16 protein-coding genes are annotated in these 17,426 nt (G+C 58.0%); 2 read left to right on the plus strand and 14 right to left on the minus strand.

What is annotated here, in order from left to right; all coding sequences use genetic code 11:
* The first annotated feature begins 3 nt into the window (after positions 1 to 3).
* Entirely contained in the window at positions 4 to 819 is an 816-nt protein-coding gene (locus ACTWLJ_RS10570) for a YfaP family protein (RefSeq protein WP_445180770.1), read from the plus strand.
* A gap of 9 nt (positions 820 to 828) precedes the next feature.
* Here the strand turns inward: ACTWLJ_RS10570 and ACTWLJ_RS10575 are convergent, their stop codons facing one another.
* The 14 genes from ACTWLJ_RS10575 to exaC form a co-directional block, all read right to left on the minus strand.
* The gene (locus ACTWLJ_RS10575; RefSeq protein WP_445180771.1) at positions 829 to 1,260 is read right to left on the minus strand and encodes a hypothetical protein; all 432 of its coding nucleotides are present in this window, start codon (positions 1,258 to 1,260) and stop codon (positions 829 to 831) included.
* Positions 1,261 to 1,400: 140 nt separating this feature from the next.
* Entirely contained in the window at positions 1,401 to 2,486 is a 1,086-nt protein-coding gene (gene darG / locus ACTWLJ_RS10580; RefSeq protein WP_445180772.1) for a type II toxin-antitoxin system antitoxin DNA ADP-ribosyl glycohydrolase DarG, read from the minus strand.
* Entirely contained in the window at positions 2,483 to 3,127 is a 645-nt protein-coding gene (gene darT / locus ACTWLJ_RS10585) for a type II toxin-antitoxin system toxin DNA ADP-ribosyl transferase DarT (protein WP_445180773.1), read from the minus strand. The genes darG and darT overlap by 4 nt, the downstream gene beginning before the upstream one ends.
* Positions 3,128 to 3,703 (minus strand): DarT ssDNA thymidine ADP-ribosyltransferase family protein, encoded by a 576-nt coding sequence (locus tag ACTWLJ_RS10590; RefSeq protein WP_445180774.1) that lies wholly within the window; start codon positions 3,701 to 3,703, stop codon positions 3,128 to 3,130.
* A gap of 185 nt (positions 3,704 to 3,888) precedes the next feature.
* Positions 3,889 to 4,809 carry a restriction endonuclease gene (locus ACTWLJ_RS10595; protein WP_445180775.1) on the minus strand — a complete coding sequence of 307 codons (921 nt, stop codon included), beginning with the start codon at positions 4,807 to 4,809 and terminating at the stop codon, positions 3,889 to 3,891.
* 778 nt (positions 4,810 to 5,587) lie between these two features.
* A complete protein-coding gene (locus ACTWLJ_RS10600; protein WP_445180776.1) occupies positions 5,588 to 6,334 on the minus strand; it encodes a S24 family peptidase in 747 nt (248 codons plus the stop codon).
* Between the two features lie 221 nt (positions 6,335 to 6,555).
* Positions 6,556 to 7,083 carry an inorganic diphosphatase gene (gene ppa, locus ACTWLJ_RS10605; protein ID WP_140669541.1) on the minus strand — a complete coding sequence of 176 codons (528 nt, stop codon included), beginning with the start codon at positions 7,081 to 7,083 and terminating at the stop codon, positions 6,556 to 6,558.
* 113 nt (positions 7,084 to 7,196) lie between these two features.
* Complete coding sequence (locus ACTWLJ_RS10610; protein WP_445180777.1) at positions 7,197 to 8,009, minus strand: M90 family metallopeptidase; 813 nt, start codon at positions 8,007 to 8,009, stop codon at positions 7,197 to 7,199.
* Between the two features lie 4 nt (positions 8,010 to 8,013).
* Positions 8,014 to 8,670, minus strand: coding sequence for a DedA family protein (locus tag ACTWLJ_RS10615; protein WP_401215485.1), 657 nt, complete (start codon positions 8,668 to 8,670; stop codon positions 8,014 to 8,016).
* A 282-nt stretch (positions 8,671 to 8,952) separates the two neighbouring features.
* Positions 8,953 to 9,414, minus strand: a complete 462-nt coding sequence (locus tag ACTWLJ_RS10620) for a GNAT family N-acetyltransferase (protein WP_003228592.1) — start codon at positions 9,412 to 9,414, stop codon at positions 8,953 to 8,955.
* Positions 9,415 to 9,529: 115 nt separating this feature from the next.
* The gene (gene eutC / locus ACTWLJ_RS10625) at positions 9,530 to 10,354 is read right to left on the minus strand and encodes an ethanolamine ammonia-lyase subunit EutC (RefSeq protein WP_445180778.1); all 825 of its coding nucleotides are present in this window, start codon (positions 10,352 to 10,354) and stop codon (positions 9,530 to 9,532) included.
* Positions 10,355 to 10,359: 5 nt separating this feature from the next.
* Positions 10,360 to 11,754 (minus strand): ethanolamine ammonia-lyase subunit EutB, encoded by a 1,395-nt coding sequence (locus ACTWLJ_RS10630; protein ID WP_445180779.1) that lies wholly within the window; start codon positions 11,752 to 11,754, stop codon positions 10,360 to 10,362.
* Between the two features lie 186 nt (positions 11,755 to 11,940).
* The gene (eat, locus tag ACTWLJ_RS10635) at positions 11,941 to 13,311 is read right to left on the minus strand and encodes an ethanolamine permease (protein WP_401215493.1); all 1,371 of its coding nucleotides are present in this window, start codon (positions 13,309 to 13,311) and stop codon (positions 11,941 to 11,943) included.
* A 299-nt stretch (positions 13,312 to 13,610) separates the two neighbouring features.
* Entirely contained in the window at positions 13,611 to 15,131 is a 1,521-nt protein-coding gene (gene exaC / locus ACTWLJ_RS10640) for an acetaldehyde dehydrogenase ExaC (protein WP_401215495.1), read from the minus strand.
* 302 nt (positions 15,132 to 15,433) lie between these two features.
* Here exaC and ACTWLJ_RS10645 point away from each other — a divergent pair, with 302 nt between their 5' ends.
* The gene (locus ACTWLJ_RS10645; protein ID WP_445180780.1) at positions 15,434 to 17,350 is read left to right on the plus strand and encodes a sigma-54-dependent Fis family transcriptional regulator; all 1,917 of its coding nucleotides are present in this window, start codon (positions 15,434 to 15,436) and stop codon (positions 17,348 to 17,350) included.
* The last annotated feature ends 76 nt before the right edge of the window (positions 17,351 to 17,426 follow it).

The raw sequence follows: 17,426 nt of genomic DNA on the forward strand, positions 1-17,426 counted from the left end.
ACCATGACACTCCGTTATCCACAGGTCTTGCTGCTGCTCTGCGCCCTCAATGCGTTGCCGCTGGCGATGGCCGCCGACAACGTCAAACTCGACACCCCGGTCGGCGGCTGGCGCACCGGCGCGCCCGAGGGCGAAGGCGAAAACTTCCGCCAGACCGTCAACTACCCGGCCTCATCGGTGAACACCCCGGTCGGCCAGGCCAACACCGCACGCATCAGTGGCCAGATCAAAACCACCCCGAAAAACAACGATCCCGGTCGACTCATCGTCAACGGCGTCAGCATGCCGCTGAAAATCGACGACAGCGGCCGCTTCGACCGCCCGTTCTCATTCCCCAACGGCAGCAACAGCGTCGAAGTCCGCAGCCCCGACGGCCAACAGCGCCACCGCACCCAATTCCTCAACGCCAGCGGCGGCGCCACCCCGGCGAAACTGCGCGTGTTGCTGTCGTGGGACAGCGACGGCACCGACCTCGACTTGCACCTCGTCACCCCCGACGGCGCGCACATCTGGTACGGCAACCGCGTGGCGCCAAACGGCGCCGCGCTGGACGTCGACGTCACCACCGGCTACGGCCCGGAAATCTTCGCCATGCCGGCGCCGATCAAAGGCCAGTATCTGGTGTATGTGAATTACTACGGCGGCGGCTATCGCAGTGATGAAGATAGCGGCGGGGATGACGCGGTGCAGCCCCTGACGACGGCGCAGGTGACGGTGATTACGGAGGAAGGAACGCCGAGCGAGAAGATGGAGACGTTTGTAGTGCCGATGCGGGCGGTGGGGGAGTTGACGTTGGTGAAGTCGTTTAGTTATCCGTGAGTCATCTGATCAGTCAGGAAAAACGCCGCACAGTGCATTGCCTTCGTAACCGTGCACGATCGGCCCCAGCACCATGAGTGGGCCGCAGGCGTGGAGCGGTGATGGCACTGTTTGCTTCGTGTTGAGCAGAACGGTCTCCCTCCCGAACTCATCACTGCCGAAGGATTGCTCGGAATAAGAATGGCAGACCGGCAGCTTCAACGGCACCGGAATCACCAGCGCCCAGACAGTGATTCCGCACCATTCACGGGTGGGTGACGATGTTGCTGTACTGGTGATTTGCGGGGTGATTGAGCGGTAGCTTTGCGCTCTGTAGGCGTCGGTTTTCAGTGTGACTTTTTCTGGGAGGGAGATGCCTACCCCGACGCATGCGGATAGGCAGAGGCATAAAGTTGTTGCGGTGGCGGATTTCAGGTGTGAACTCAGAATGCGGGGGATCAAATTTCAACTTCCATGTGGCGTCATTCTCGGACTTATAGCCGCCTTGAAAATTCGCCGTCTCTGAAGACTGCTCTATCAGGGGGAGAGGAGAATTGTGCAAAGGGGCTTGCTGAACCGTTCCCCAGCTAACAGGGAATCACTCAGGCCGCTAATTCAGGTCGGAAACTGCTGGATGACAGGCGCTTGAGCGCAATATCAAGAGCCTGATCATCGAACAATTTGCTCTTGCGAGCAGCAGCGCCAGCGCCACCGTCCCAATGCTTCAACGCCTCACGCACTGCAGGAACGGTCGCGGACACGCCTTCCTGGCTTAGCAGCCAATCGACTGTGGCCAAAAGCTCCATACCGAATGGCGATTCAAAACCGTCAATCAACTCGGCGGTGCGTTCCAAAGCCTGGGAGTATTCCTTGGCCTCAGTCTTCAGATACGTCTGCAAAAAGGCTTTGCGCTCTTGGTCAAACCAGATCACATCGCTGATGCCAGCGTCACTGATGCGTTTGTCACAGTGCAGATAACTGCCATCGAGGTTATCGAGCAGATGTTCCAGTCGGTTGGCGTATGGCCCATATTTGTGCGCGACAAACTTCAGATTCAGAGGGTTCTCGGTATTCGGCAACTTCTCGATAGCACGCTCGAGAAACCAAGCCAACTTCTGTATCTCCAGCAGACTGCACTCCATGCCTAAAACCCAATAGCGACGAACCAGTTCGGCGATAAGAGCTCGGGCTGGCGTGAGCTTTTCTACGCCCGAACGTTTGGCGACATTCAGATATTGGTTAGAAGGCTCGAACACCAATATATCGGCGTCCAGATCACCCAAGACTTCGACAATCTGTTCACGAACTTCAGGCCACTTCAAGCCGCCATTACCAGCACCTAACGGTGGGACTGCGACAGATTTTACGTCGTTCTCAAGCAGAAACCGACGCAGATCATGCAAGCCTTCAGTTATCCACGCCATTTGCGACGGAGAACGCCAATGGCGTTTGGTTGGGAAGTTCACGATCCAACGAGGGCCATCCAGTTCATTGGTGGCCGTCACATGCATCTTGCCGGTTTCTACTTCCTTCGCCTTACACGCTGCTGCATAGAGACGGTAATTCTGCGCAAAGCGTTCTTTAAACATCAATGCGATGCCCTTACCCATCACGCCCACGGTATTCACCGTGTTGACGAGGGCTTCGGTTTTGGCTTCCAGCAGGTTGCCTTGGGTAAATCTGATCATTGGAAATACCATTTGGGGCGCGCATGAACCGACAACGTCAGGCCTCTAGCGGCGACGTCTGCTTCTATGCGTACTTTCATTGCATCGGTGTGGCACATGATGCCCAGCAGTCCCGTAATCGGTAAGTGATGGTGGATCAGCGCCTCAGCCTGATAACGCTCCATTTTGCGAGGGTCATCAGGATCGCGCTTGAAGTCGCGCCGTTGAAGGATAGACCAATCGATCTGGTCGAGATTCGCCAGATCGCTGTAATAGTTTGTCCAACTTGGATAGGCGTGCGCGTTTGTGAAGACAAACGGTAGGCCGAGCTCTTCAACGCGATACAGGCTTGAGACCAAAATCACGATCTCGTCATTGCTGCGCTGCTGAACACTCCACCCAGAGTGAATGTTCTGCATCATCACCGAGAAGGGCGTGAAATAGAAGGGCACGTAGTCGGCCAAAAAACCTTGGGGGGCGATAGGCACCTGACGGGAGCGGCGTTTGTCGATCAAGTCGACGTTACCGATATTCACGTACTGAGGTGCCTGTGCTTCCGAGTTTGCGCAATGCAGACCGTTGTCCAGAATCCAGGGCAGGTTATCGCGATGGACGATACGCCAAATCAGAGCTTTCTCTGGATTCAGGCTGGTGTAGTTCATTTATAAGAACATTCCGGGATTCACGCTGATGGGAGTCGCAAGCTTTGCCTCGCGCATTTTAGCCTCACAAAGCGAGCTGACTTCATCGGTTGGTGCATAAATTCTGGAAAAGTTTTTGGGGTTTACCACTTCCGGAGATAGGCATTCGGCCATGCAAACGCTTTTGCACTCCGCGTTCTGATAATCCCGAGTACTCATCAGTTCCCAATTAATTGCTTCAAAACCTGGGTTGTAATCGAGCAGTTGAATCGCATCATCAGCGAGTGGGTGCCGGGGAATAATTTTCCAACCGTTTTGTTTGGCAAATGATCGAAACACGGAAATGAGGACGAACTTCTCTTTGGGCCGGCTTAGCTGTACCCGTCCATCAAACGGGTTCGCAGCGAACCAGTGGAATGGAACATAGCGATCAAGATTGAGCGCTTTGCGTTTCTTAAGTATTTCGCTGTCTGCGACGTCGGTGAAATTTTCCAGACTGGCCCGAGGCTTCAGGCCTTCCTTAAGGATTCCATCCAGATTCTCAACGGACGTGAGATGGTAAACGAAGTATTTTTCCCTGATGTTTGCGTCCGACATATTGGTCTCCTTGACCTGCACATCAACCTAAACTGGATTCAGTCCCGGCCTTGCCCCGCGCTGATGTAACCCTCGATCCGTGGGGGTTGGTAGAACAGTCGTCGCGATTCTAGTGTGCCATCACTTTTGACCACAAGCCCAATATGGAAATTGGTTAGCTGGATCAAGCAGCAACACTCCTGAATTCACTCTTCATCAAAGTAATCGCGATCCAGCGTCGGCAACCTCAACAAACGGGATGTCACGCCCACCTCATGATCCATCATCAGGTGCACCAGTCGCGTCCCGTCTACCAACACAATTCCGTCCACCGATTTGGCAAAGTCGACAGCGTGCGCCGTAAAGCCTGAGGTGGTAATGAACACGCCGCGTTTGGCTTTTTGTCCGGCGAGCGCCCCGTAGAACGCCTGTAACTCAGGCCGTCCAACAGTGTTCTGCCAGCGCTTGGCTTGCACGTAAACCTTCTCCAAACCTAACTTGTCGAGCGAGATAATGCCGTCGATGCCTGCATCGCCGGAAGCACCGACACGTTGCAGATCATTGCGACTGGCGCCATAACCCAGGCGATGAAGCACATCCAGCACGATCACTTCGAAGCGGTTGGGGCTGACTTGCAGCAAGTTATCCAAAAGGTCTGCCGCCGTGGCATCGCGCAATTCTTTTAGCGCTCGCTCTAGTCGGTCGTCGGGGCTTTCGGTGGCGGAGGCCGGATCTGGCTCAACGTTTGGTTGATCATCCAGTGGCTCGGCATCAGGCGCGACTTTCAGCTTCACATTCATGTAGCCGATCGCTAAATGCTCCACGTCCTTGGCTGACAGTGGAAATGCATGCTCCTTGGCGTACTGCACACCTGCGTCAGTCAACCTCCAATAACCGCGTTTGGCACTGCTGGAAAGACCAGCACGCTTGAGACGATCGTGCGCCCAGCCTGACCGGTTCTTGTAGGTGAACTGCCCACTCGCGAGCTGTTCTTCACGCTGAGCTTCTGTTAATTGCAGCGTTTTAGCAGCCGCTTCGTGGGCGTCCCGAGCGATAACCCCCTCGGGTTTTGTGGCGAGAAAACGCAGGATCGGTTCGATGAACTGATCATAGGTTGGAACAGACATGGGCGCATCCCTGTGCTGATGGGGGTTTTTGAGCTGACTGGCGGGCGAGTATAAATAAATGCTCGCTCAGGATGCCGCCGAGAGTAGGTGCTTGTATCTGGAAAAGGTAAGCCGTTGTGTCTGGGCTCTCCCTCAATTGAATTCGCGCGTACTGGTTAAGAAGCTATCAAATCTTCTTGCCTTTTAAGGCCTACAGAATTCATCACTCGCTTTGTGGCGACTGCTTAATACAGCTCAATGGTTCTGGCGCTCAGCATCTTCTTGAAAGTGATCAGCGCAGCGGCGCTCAGGCATTCTTTATCGCTACCGGCAGCTGCCGGTCGAGCGCAGCCGGCCATTGCCCAAGAAGTCGAGGCGATAGAGTGGCGGCTAACCAGCGTTTTGGTGTGGGTCAAAGATGGTGTTTTGTGGAAAGTCCTTACTCTGCAAGACTTTCAGGCATTAAAAAGCCGGCTTGTGGCCGGCTTCTCGGGGACTGGCTTGGTTTATTTTTGGTAAACCGCGTCAGCCTTCAAAACGTACACCCGGATCTTGCGTCCGGCTGTGGGACTTGGTCAGACGTTGATCTGCCGCGTCGGGTGCGATCTGAGCCGCTGGGCGGGTCGATGCGCAAATGTGGGGCGCAGGATACTGATTTTTGGCGGGGATTCCCAGCTTGAAGTGCGGGTTAGAGCGATCTGTCGGGCAAAAATCCGGGATTTGTACTGATTATCCGGGCCTCATCGCCAGCAGGCTGGCTCCCACAGGGAGATAGGCACAGGTCCGGAAGGGCATCAGGTCAGAGAAACGGAATCGCCGGGCGGCGTTTACTCAGGGTCGACCACCAGAACACCCAGCCCAATATGTGTATCCGCTGCTCTTCGATCTGCGCGGCACGGAAGATTTCGTCCGGGTATTCGGCGCTGTTGTGGCTGCGCAGGCGCAGGGCGTTGCCGGGCATGCGGTGCAGATATTTGATGCGCAGCATGCCGTCGTGTTCGATGGCGTAGATTTCGCCGTCGACGACCTGGGTCAGGCCGCGGTCGATGGCGATGGTCGAGCCGTCGGCGATGCGTTCGGCCATGCTGTTGCCGATCATGTGCGCGCAGATGGCGTCGGTGTGTTTGATTTCGAGGATGTCGAGATGGACGCGGGGCAGGCGGATGGATTGTTCGGGGTCGAGGATGACATGGGTTTTCTTCGAGCCGGCTGTTATCGGAGTTTCCTTGAAGAAGGGCAGGTCGATGTCGTTGGGGTCGATGACCGTGTAGACGCCGCGAATGGATTGGGCGTCGAAGGTGTCGCCATTGCTGGCGGGCATTTGCAGGCTTGGGGAGTCTTTGGCGCCATCGCCGGTTTTCAGCCAGTCGCTGTTGACTGACAACAGGCGTGAGACTTCCTCCATGCGATACGCCGGGACGCCCCGGGTGTACCAGTTATGAATATTTTGGGCTTCCGTGCCCCAGAACTTTGCGAATCCCGTGGTGGTGATCTTCGCTGCTTCCAGGAGTGCCTTGAATCTTGGACCGCTAGTGTTCTTTTTCATAAACACGGAGTCTACGGCCGTGCCAGAGCGGTTTGAATAAACCGGGTGTTCAAAAACGGGGCGAATTTTGCGACTGGATGTAAGACGTTCTTGTGGGAAATTAAACAGATTAAAACTGTGTAGCGGCTTTTTTAAACGCAGCGTTTAAAGCGCCATTTCCCAGACAAAAAAAACCCCGGTAAACCGGGGTTTTTTGTCAGGCGTACTGCGTGTCAGGGCTATTAGCCCTTGTAGGCAGCAACCGACTTGGTGATCGCTTCGCGAGCGGCGTCTGCGCCGGCCCAGCCTTCGATTTTCACCCATTTGCCTTTTTCGAGATCTTTGTAGTTCGCGAAGAAGTGCTCGATCTGCTGGATCAGCAGTGGCGGCAGGTCGGTGTATTCCTTCACGTCCACGTACAGCTGGGACAGCTTGTCGTGTGGAACTGCGATGACTTTGGCATCGCCGCCGCCGTCGTCGGTCATGTTCAGGATGCCGACTGGACGAGCGCGGATGACCGCACCTGGAGCAACCGGGTAAGGGGTCACGACCAGCACGTCGAGGGGATCACCGTCGTCAGCCAGGGTGTTCGGGATGTAACCGTAGTTGGCCGGGTAGAACATCGGGGTGGCCATGAAACGGTCAACGAACAGGCAATCGCTGTCTTTGTCGATTTCGTATTTGATCGGCGCGTGGTTGGCCGGGATCTCGATCGCGACGTAGATGTCGTTCGGCAGGTCTTTGCCAGCCGGAATCTTGCTGTAGCTCATTGGGCGGTGCCCCCGTTAGTTGACCAAAAACACTTGGCCGGATTGACCAAAAAGTGGCGGCGATTATAGGCATATTCTGCTGCCGATGCCATGCACCGAAAGTCGTCCTGGCCTTAGTCGTGAGCCTGATAGACCGGGTCTTCGGCTTGAAGTTGCAACAGCCGGCCCAACGGGTCCTGCTTGTAGAAAAGCTTCAGTTGCGCATAGACCTGTGGATAACTCTCGTGCAGCAGATCCGGGGCGCTGAAGAAGTATTCGCTGGTGACGGCGAAGAACTCGGCCGGGTTTTCCGCCGCGTACGGGTCGATGGCGGTTTCAGCGTCCGGATTGTGATCGAGTTGCCGATTGAGGTCGTCGTAGGCCGCTTGCATGACTTGCGCCCAGTCGCTGACGCGCATGTCGGCGTGCAGTGGCGGCAGGCCGTTGGCGTCGCCGTTGAGCATGTCGAGCTTGTGCGCCAGTTCGTGGATGACCAGGTTGTAGCCTTCCCAGCCACCGCTGGCCATCACGCCCGGCCAGGCGAGAATGATCGGGCCTTGCTGCCAGGCTTCGCCGCTGTGTTCACCGTCCCATTCATGTTCGATGCCACTGGCGTCGCGGTGGCGCTGCGGGCTGAGGAAGTCGTCGGGATAGAGGACGATTTCGTGAAAACCCTGATACCAGTTCAAATCGCCGAGATTGAGCAGCGGCAATTGCGCCTGGGCGGCGAGCAGCAGGCGTTGTTCCTGATGCAGTTCGACACCGGGCAGGGCGGTCAGGTGTTTTTCTTCGAGGAACAGCACGCAGGCTTCACGCAGCCACTGGTCTTCGGCGGCGCTGATGCCGTCAAGAAAGCTCAGGTGATGGCGCACCCGTTGCCACATGTCGTCGGCAATCGGGTGCCTGGCCAGGATGCGCCGGCGTCGCCAGGCGCTCAGTGACCACATGCTTTCAGCGCGATTCGGCTTTGGAGCTGGAGCCGCCGAAACGACTGCGCACGACACCGATGATCATCGGCACCAGCGACAGCAGAATGATGCCGACTACCAGCAGCGACAGGTTCTTCTTGATGAACGGTACGTTACCGAAGAAGTAGCCCAGTGTTACCAGACCGCCGACCCAGAGGATGGTGCCGAACACGCTGAAACCGAAGAATCTCGGATACGGCATCTTCGCCACACCGGCGACGAACGGGGCAAAGGTACGGATGATCGGCAGGAAGCGCGCGAGCGTCACGGTTTTGCCGCCATGCTTGTCGTAGAAGTCGTGGGTTTGTTGCAGGTAGTCGCGACGGAAAATCTTCGAGTTCGGGTTGCTGAAGAGCTTTTCCCCCGCCGTTCGTCCGATCACGTAGTTGGTGCTGTCACCCATGATTGCCGCGAGCATCAGCAGTCCGCCGAGCAATACCGGGTCCATGCCGCCACCAGCCGCTACAGCGCCGGCAATGAACAGCAGCGAATCACCCGGCAGGAAAGGCATCACCACCAGACCGGTTTCGCAGAAGATCACCAGAAACAGGATGGCGTAGATCCACGGCCCGTAATTGTTCACCAGCATGTCGAGGTAGACGTCGAGATGCAGGATAAGGTCGAGCGGGTTGAAATCCATGGGGGCACCTGAGTGACGGCCCGACTCTGCAGGCCTGTGCGGATGACTTCGTGTAAGCCTACAGACGGGTGTAGTTTTTCTTACAAGCCGGAAAGATCGGGATTATACGGTCTGATAGGTGAAAAGCGCGTTGGTTTTGTAGCGAGGGATGTCGGGGTGTGAACAATTGTCAGGGAGATGCAGATATATGAGGTGGGGTTAAAAGATCGCAGCCTTCGGCAGCTCCTATAGGGGGAGTGCATTCCAAATGTAGGAGCTGCCGCAGGCTGCGATCTTTTGACTTTAGAGTTCGTCGCTGATCGGCAGCACGTAGTTCTTGAACTCGGTGTCTTCCTTGAATCCGATGGATTCGTAGGTCTTCTGCGCAACTTCATTGTTGCTGCTGGTCGAGACGCGCATGCGCACGGCCTGGGTTTCCTTGGCCATTTTCTTCGCGGTGCGGATCAGGTTGTCGGCCACTAACTGGCGGCGGGCGTCTTCGGCGACGTAGATGTCGTTAAGAATCCACACGCGTTTGAGCGAAAGCGAAGAAAAGCTCGGATACAACTGACAGAAACCCATCAGTTTCTTGTCGTCATCGTCGGCCAGCGCCAGGTAAATCACCGATTCCTTGCGTCGCAGACGTTTTTCGAGAAACGCGCGGGACGAGTCCGGATAAGGCAGGGAGCCGTAGAACTCGCGGTATTTGACGAACAACGGGGTCAGCAAATCCAGGTGTTCAAGGGTCGCTTGGATAATCCGCATGATAGGTCTCGTCTTCAAGTGGCTGTTTTCACATGCTCTGACGGCGACGGGAAACCCTGGCGGCCGTGCATCGATCCTGCCTTAAACCGGCGCAGAAACGCAATGCGGAAACGGTTCAGGCAGGGGGCGGAGTGAGTAGGAAATTACCTTTCATGTCTGCACCTGCGTCCGACTCCAGCGTCTGAATCTGCGCTTCGTCCTTCAGATTGACCCCCGACAACTGCCGCCGACAGGCTTCGCGCATCAGATACAGCAAGCGATGCGCCGCCATGCCATAGCTCAAGCCCTCAAGCCGAACGTTGGAGATGCAGTTGCGGTAAGCATCGGTCAGTCCGACCTTTGGATTGTAGGTGAAATATAAACCGAGACTGTCGGGTGAGCTGAGCCCCGGGCGTTCGCCGATCAGCATCACCAGCATTTTTGCACCCAGTAGCTCACCGATTTCATCGCCCACTGCAACACGACCCTGTTCCACAAGGACGACCGGTGCCGCCGACCAGCCGTCGGCGCTCATCTGTTCTTCCAGTCGGGTCAGAAACGGCAATGTGTGGCGATGCACCGCCAGTGCCGACAGGCCATCCGCCACGACTACCACCAGATCGACGCCTCCCGGATGGGCCGCAGCGTAATCACGCAGGGTCTGCGCCGATTCATCGCTCAGTTTTCGACCCAGATCGGGGCGTTGCAGGTAGCTGTTACGGTCCAACGCAGCGCTGTGCAGCAGCAGAGTTTCACGGCCACGCTCGCTGAGTTGGTTGCTGAGCCCTGCGTGATCGAACGGCAAATGCACGGCGTCGCGGGCCTGGGCGTGGGCGTACTGGAAATCCAGCTGCGCGCTGGTCGGCAGGCTGGTGCCGGTGCGACCGAGGGCAATTCGCGCCGGGGTCAGGCGGCGCAATTCCAGCCAGGGGTTTTGCGGATCTACGGGTGGTTTTTCCATAAGACTCATCCCAGTTGCGCCAGCGCCTGGCGGAAGGCCGGCGGCAGGTTGTTGCCAAAATGCACCTTGCCGTCCGCCTGCGTGAAGATGCCCATTTTCGCCAGCCACAGCTCGAATTCCGGCGCCGGTTTCAGGCCCAGAGTCTGCCGCGCATACAGCGCATCGTGAAACGAGGTGGTCTGGTAGTTGAGCATGATGTCGTCGGAGCCGGGGATGCCCATGATGAAGTTGATCCCGGCTACGCCCAAGAGGGTCAGCAGGGTGTCCATGTCGTCCTGATCGGCTTCGGCGTGGTTGGTGTAACAGATGTCGCAGCCCATCGGTACGCCGAGCAACTTGCCGCAGAAGTGGTCTTCGAGGCCGGCGCGGATGATCTGTTTGCCGTTATAGAGGTATTCCGGGCCGATAAATCCGACAACCGTGTTCACCAGAAACGGCTTGAAATGGCGCGCCACGGCGTAGGCTCTGGTCTCGCAGGTTTGTTGATCGACGCCGTGGTGGGCGTTGGCCGACAGCGCGCTGCCCTGACCGGTTTCGAAGTACATGAGGTTCTGGCCGAGGGTGCCGCGATTCAGGCTCAGCCCCGCGTCATAACCCTCCTGCAAGATATTCAGGTTGATACCGAAACTGGCGTTGGCCGCCTCGGTACCGGCAATCGACTGAAACACCAGATCCAGCGGCACGCCACGGTTGATCGCCTCGATGGAGGTGGTGACGTGGGTCAGCACGCAGGCCTGGGTCGGAATCTCGTAACGCTGAATGATCGCGTCGAGCATTTCCAGCATCGCGCAGATCGAGGCGATGCTGTCGGTGGCCGGGTTGATGCCGATCATTGCGTCGCCGTTGCCGTACAGCAGACCGTCGAGAATGCTCGCGGCGATACCCGCAGGTTCGTCAGTGGGGTGGTTTGGTTGCAGGCGCGTCGACAGTCGTCCGCGCAGGCCGAGGGTGCCGCGAAACTTTGTCACTACGCGGATTTTCTGCGCCACCAGCACGAGATCCTGCACGCGCATGATCTTCGACACGGCGGCGACCATTTCCGGGGTCAGCCCCGGGGCGAGCGCGCGCAGGCTGTTTTCATCGGCAGCATCGCTGAGCAGCCAGTCGCGGAAACCGCCGACCGTTAAGTGGCTGACCACGGCGAAAGCCTGCTTGTCGTGGCTGTCGATGATCAGTCGGGTGACTTCATCAGATTCATAAGGGATCAGCATTTCCTGCAAGAAGTGCGTGAGAGGAATATTCGCCAGCGCCATTTGCGCGGCCACCCGCTCGCCGTCGTTGAGCGCGGCGACACCGGCCAGGAAATCCCCGGAGCGTGCGGGGCTGGCCTTGGCCATTACATCTTTGAGGCTGTCGAAGCGGTAGGTCTGGGCGCCGACGGAATGGGCAAATGCGGCCATGGGGCGGTGTCCTCCAGTAATTACTGCAATCTGCTTTTTTGTAGGAGTGAGCCTGCTCGCGATGAGGGATGTCAGTCGCTATCAATGGTGACTAACACACCGCTATCGCGAGCAGGCTCACTCCTACAGGTTTTGCGTGCACATCAATAATGCGCGCACCGGGTTTGTGGCCCGGTGCCGGTGCAACTAGACACCTTCGAGCATAGCGTCCGCCGGGGCATCGGCGCGTTGTTTGGCGGTCAGCTGGAAGTACAGATAACCCGCTGCCATGAAGCCAAGGAACACACAGCCGATCAGCGTGTTGAACCACGCCATCGCCACCAGGCACACCACGGCCAGAAACAGCGCAATCCCCGGCACGATCGGATAACCCGGTGCACGGAAGGTGCGCTCCAGATTCGGCTCGGTTTTACGCAGTTTGAACAGGCTGAGCATGCTGATGATGTACATCACAATGGCGCCGAACACCGACATGGTGATCATCGCCGCCGTCAGGGTCATGCCTTGCAGATTGACCAGACCGTCGCTGTAAATCGCCGCGATACCGATGACGCCACCGGCCAGAATGGCCCGATGCGGCGTCTGGAAACGCGAGAGTTTGGCCAGGCCTTTAGGCAGATACCCGGCGCGGGCGAGGGCAAAGAACTGCCGCGAGTAGCCGAGAATGATCCCGTGGAAACTCGCCACCAGCCCGAACAGGCCGATCCATACCAGCATGTGCATCCACGACGAGTTGTTACCGACCACCGCTTTCATTGCCTGCGGCAGCGGATCGTTGATGTTCGACAGTTGACGCCAGTCGCCGACGCCGCCGGCCATTACCATCACGCCGATGGCGAGGAACACCAGGGTCAGGATGCCGCTGACGTAAGCCTTGGGAATCGTGCGTTTCGGGTCTTTGGCTTCTTCGGCGGCCATGGCCGCGCCTTCGATGGCGAGGAAGAACCAGATCGCAAACGGTATCGCCGCGAAGATCCCGGGAATCGAGGCCATGGTGAACTCGTTGGAGCCCGACCAGCCGTTAAGCACGAAGTTACTGAAGCTGAAACCCGGTGCAACCACCCCCATGAACACCAGCAATTCGGCGACCGCCAGCACCGTGACCACCAGTTCAAAGGTCGCAGCGATGCTGACGCCGAGGATGTTCAGGGTCATGAACACGAAATACGCCCCGACTGCTGCCAGCTTGGGGTCAAGCTCCGGGTATTGCACGTTGAGATAGGCGCCAATCGCCATGGCAATCGCCGGTGGCGCGAAGACGAATTCGATCAGCGTGGCGATCCCGGCGATCAATCCGCCTTTCTCGCCGAATGCTCGACGGCTGTAGGCAAACGGCCCACCTGCGTGTGGGATCGCAGTAGTCAATTCGGTGAAGCTGAAGATGAAGCAGGTGTACATGGTCGCGACCATCAAAGCCGTGACCAGAAAACCCAGGGTGCCTGCGGTGCCCCAGCCGTAACTCCAGCCGAAGTATTCGCCGGAAATCACCAGACCGACGGCAATGCCCCATAGATGCAGGGTGCCGAGTGTGGGTTTGAGCTGTGTGGTTGTAGTCATAAGTCCTCTCTGTCTTTTTTATTGTTCGATTTGTTGGACTTTCGGGTGTGGCGATTTGGGTGGGTGGGTGCTGTTCACGCAGCGGCAGATTTCACGCAAATCCTGAATGACGGGTACGCAAGGGCCGTGCCAGAGCGGCCAGACCTTTTTGTGGTGTGTCATTCAGGACGCTATCGCTGGCAAGCCAGCTCCCACAGGTTTCTGTGGTGTTGGGACTTGCGCAGATCCCTGTGGGAGCTGGATTGCCAGCGATGGCTATTTGAAGGGCAACACAGGATTAGCTGTATTGCCCCGAGGTTTTAGAAGAAGCCCAGAGGGTTGATGTCGTAGCTCACCAGCAGGTTTTTCGTCTGCTGATAATGATCGAGCATCATCTTGTGGGTTTCACGACCGACGCCGGACTTCTTGTACCCGCCGAACGCGGCGTGCGCCGGGTACAGGTGGTAGCAGTTGGTCCACACGCGACCGGCCTTGATCGCGCGGCCCATGCGGTAGGCGCGGTTGATGTCGCGGGTCCACAAGCCGGCGCCAAGGCCGAACTCGGTGTCGTTGGCGATGGCCAGCGCTTCGGCTTCGTCCTTGAAGGTGGTGATGCTCACCACCGGGCCAAAGATTTCTTCCTGGAACACGCGCATTTTGTTGGTGCCCTTGAGCAGGGTCGGCTGGATGTAATATCCGGTCGCCAGATTGCCCTCGAGTTTTTCCACCTTGCCGCCAGTCAGCAGCTCGGCGCCTTCGCCCTTGGCGATTTCCAGGTACGAAAGGATTTTGTCGAATTGCTGCTCGGACGCCTGCGCGCCGACCATGGTGTCGGTATCCAGCGGGTCACCGCGTTTGATTTGCAGGACTTTCTTCATGACCACGGCCATGAACTCGTCGTAGATCGACTCCTGAACCAGTGCGCGGGAAGGGCAGGTGCAGACTTCGCCCTGGTTGAAGAACGCCAGCACCAGACCTTCGGCGGCTTTTTCGATGAAGGTCGGTTCAGCCTGCATGATGTCTTCGAAGAAGATGTTCGGCGACTTGCCACCCAGCTCCACGGTGGACGGAATGATGTTTTCGGCGGCGCATTTCATGATGTGCGAGCCGACCGGGGTCGAACCGGTGAAAGCGATCTTGGCGATGCGTTTGCTGGTGGCCAGGGCTTCGCCGGCTTCTTTGCCGAACCCTTGCACCACGTTGAGCACCCCCGGCGGCAGCAGATCGCCGATCAGTTCCATCAGCACGGTGATGCCCAGCGGGGTTTGCTCGGCAGGCTTGAGCACCACGCAGTTACCGGCAGCCAGAGCTGGCGCGAGTTTCCATGCGGCCATCAGGATCGGGAAGTTCCACGGGATGATCTGGCCGACCACGCCCAGTGGTTCATGAATGTGATAAGCCACGGTGTTGCCGTCGATTTCGGCAGCGCTGCCTTCCTGAGCGCGCAGGCACCCGGCGAAATAGCGGAAATGGTCGGCAGCCAGCGGAATATCGGCGTTGAGGGTTTCGCGGATGGCTTTGCCGTTGTCCCAGGTTTCGGTGATTGCCAGCAATTCGAGGTTCTGTTCGATGCGGTCGGCGATTTTCAGTAGCGTCAGCGAGCGCGACTGCACGGAGGTGGAACCCCAGGCGTCGGCGGCAGCGTGAGCGGCGTCCAGTGCCTTGTCGATGTCTTCGGCAGTGGAGCGCGGGAATTCGGCAATCGGTTGGCCATTTACTGGCGAGGTATTGGTGAAGTACTGACCTTTGACAGGCGCGACGAACTCGCCGCCGATGTAGTTACCGTATTTGCTCTTGAACGAGACTTTGGCGCCTTCAGTACCGGGGTGAGCGTAACGCATGATGTTTTTCTCCTTGGCTTTTGTGCTTATAAGGGAGTGGCGCAATTGCGCTTGCTATAAGCGTAGAGCAAAGGTCGGGCCACTGCCTTGCAGGTCAGGCAAATCAAGGCCTTGCGCGAATCCTGTCGGACAAGTGGATGGCGGCTGTGACGGTTTCGGTACAGAGGGGGTGACACTCTGTACCGTATTTGGCACAGCGCGCGACCGGGTGGTCTTGCCAGCATTGCAATGCGTGGTTGGCTGGAGGATGCTGGGCGTCACCTCAAGCATTGGCCATCGAGCCTCGGGGAGAATAATAAGAAATGCACGACAACCATTTGAGTCGCCATGCCCAACAGGTTCTCACTGTCACCCAGGGTAAGCCGCACCTGCATGGCCCCGGGGCTGACCCGTCGATTGCCCGCTCGTGGCTGCGTTGCGTCGAGGACTATCATCTCGACCCGGCCCTGACCATCGCGCCGACGGTGCTTGAACACGGTCGCGTTCTTGAAAGCCGCGAGCGTCTGCAACAAGTGCTGCAAATTGCCGGCAATGAAATGAGCAGTCTGCATCAACAACTGTCCGGCGCCGGTCACGCGGTGCTGCTGACCGATGCTCGCGGGGTGATCCTCAATTGCGTCACCGCCCCGGCCGAACGCAAGATTTTCGAACGCTCCGGCCTCTGGCTTGGGGCCGACTGGAGCGAGGCCTGCGAAGGCACCAACGGCATCGGTACCTGCCTGGTCGAGCGTCAGGCGTTGACCATCCATCAAGACGAACATTTCCGTGGCCGTCACACCGGCCTGACCTGCTCGGCGAGCCCGGTGTTCGACCCGCACGGCGAGCTACTGGCGGTGCTCGACGTCTCCTCGGCGCGGCATGACGTTTCGCGGCAGAGCCAGTTCCACACCATGGCGCTGGTCAATCTGTCGGCGAAGATGATCGAAAGCTGCTATTTCCTGCGCTGCTTCGATAATCAGTGGCTGCTGCGTTTTCATTTACAGGCCGAATCGGTCGGGCTGTTCAGCGAAGGGCTGCTGGCGTTTGACGGCGAAGGGCGGATCAGCGCGGTCAATCAGAGCGCGTTGAACCTGCTCGGGCATATTCGCGGCGGCTTGCTGGGTAAACCGGTCGAGGCGTTTTTCGATTGTTCGCTGGATGAACTGCTCGGTCGCGCCAGCGCCAATGCCAGCGCCAGTTGGCCATTGCGCACTCGTGACGGGCGAAACCTGTTTGCCCTGTTGCGTGGTGAGGCCCGGCGTCCGGTGCCGACGCCAGCGACTCGCACACCGTTAGTCGCCGAAGCGCCGCGTCTGTCCGGTATTTGTCTGGGCGACGCCGCGTTGCAGGCGGATTTTCGCAAAGCACTGCGGGTTTTCGAGCGTGACGTACCGCTGCTGGTCAACGGCGAAACCGGTTCTGGCAAAGAAGCCTTCGCCAAGGCTGTGCACCATGCCAGTCAACGGGCGAGCAAGGCGTTCGTCGCCCTCAATTGCGCGGCAATTCCGGAGAGCCTGATCGAGAGCGAACTGTTCGGCTATCGCGGCGGCAGCTTCACCGGTGCGCGCAAGGACGGCATGCGCGGCAAGTTGCAGCAGGCTGACGGCGGCACGTTGTTCCTGGATGAAATCGGTGACATGCCGCTGGCCTTGCAGACCCGATTGCTGAGGGTGCTGGAAGACCGGCAGGTGGTGCCGATTGGCGGCGAGCCGGAAGCGGTGAACGTACGGATCATCAGCGCCACTCACCGGAATTTGTTGGGGCGGGTCGAGGACGGCAGTTTCCGTGAGGATTTGTACTACCGGCTCAACGGTCTGGAAGTGGCATTGCCGGCGTTGCGCGAGCGCAGTGATAAGTCTGAGTTGCTGGATTTCCTGCTGGCCGAGGAGGCGGGCGGGGAAACCTTGTTGATTGATGACGCGGCACGGCAGGCGCTGCTGGCGTTCAACTGGCCGGGCAACGTGCGGCAATTGCGCAATGTGCTGCGCACGCTGGCGGCATTGAGCGATGAAGGGTGGATCGGACTGGAGGACTTGCCGGCAATGATTCGGCAGGTGCGGCCAGCAGTGTTGGCGGCGGCGTCCACCGATCATCCGCTGGAAGATGCCGAGCGTTTGGCGCTGCTCAATGTGCTGGAGCAGACGCACTGGCATATGACGCATACGGCGGCGCAGTTGGGCGTCAGTCGCAACACGCTATATAGAAAGCTGCGCAAACACGGCATCGCCCGATCTGCCTGAAACACCGCAACCCTACAAAAGCCCTGATCACCTAAAGAGTGCGATTTTCCCCTCCCTACGCTAACCTGCGGCCATG

It is taken from the genome of Pseudomonas sp. McL0111 (genome assembly GCF_052567255.1).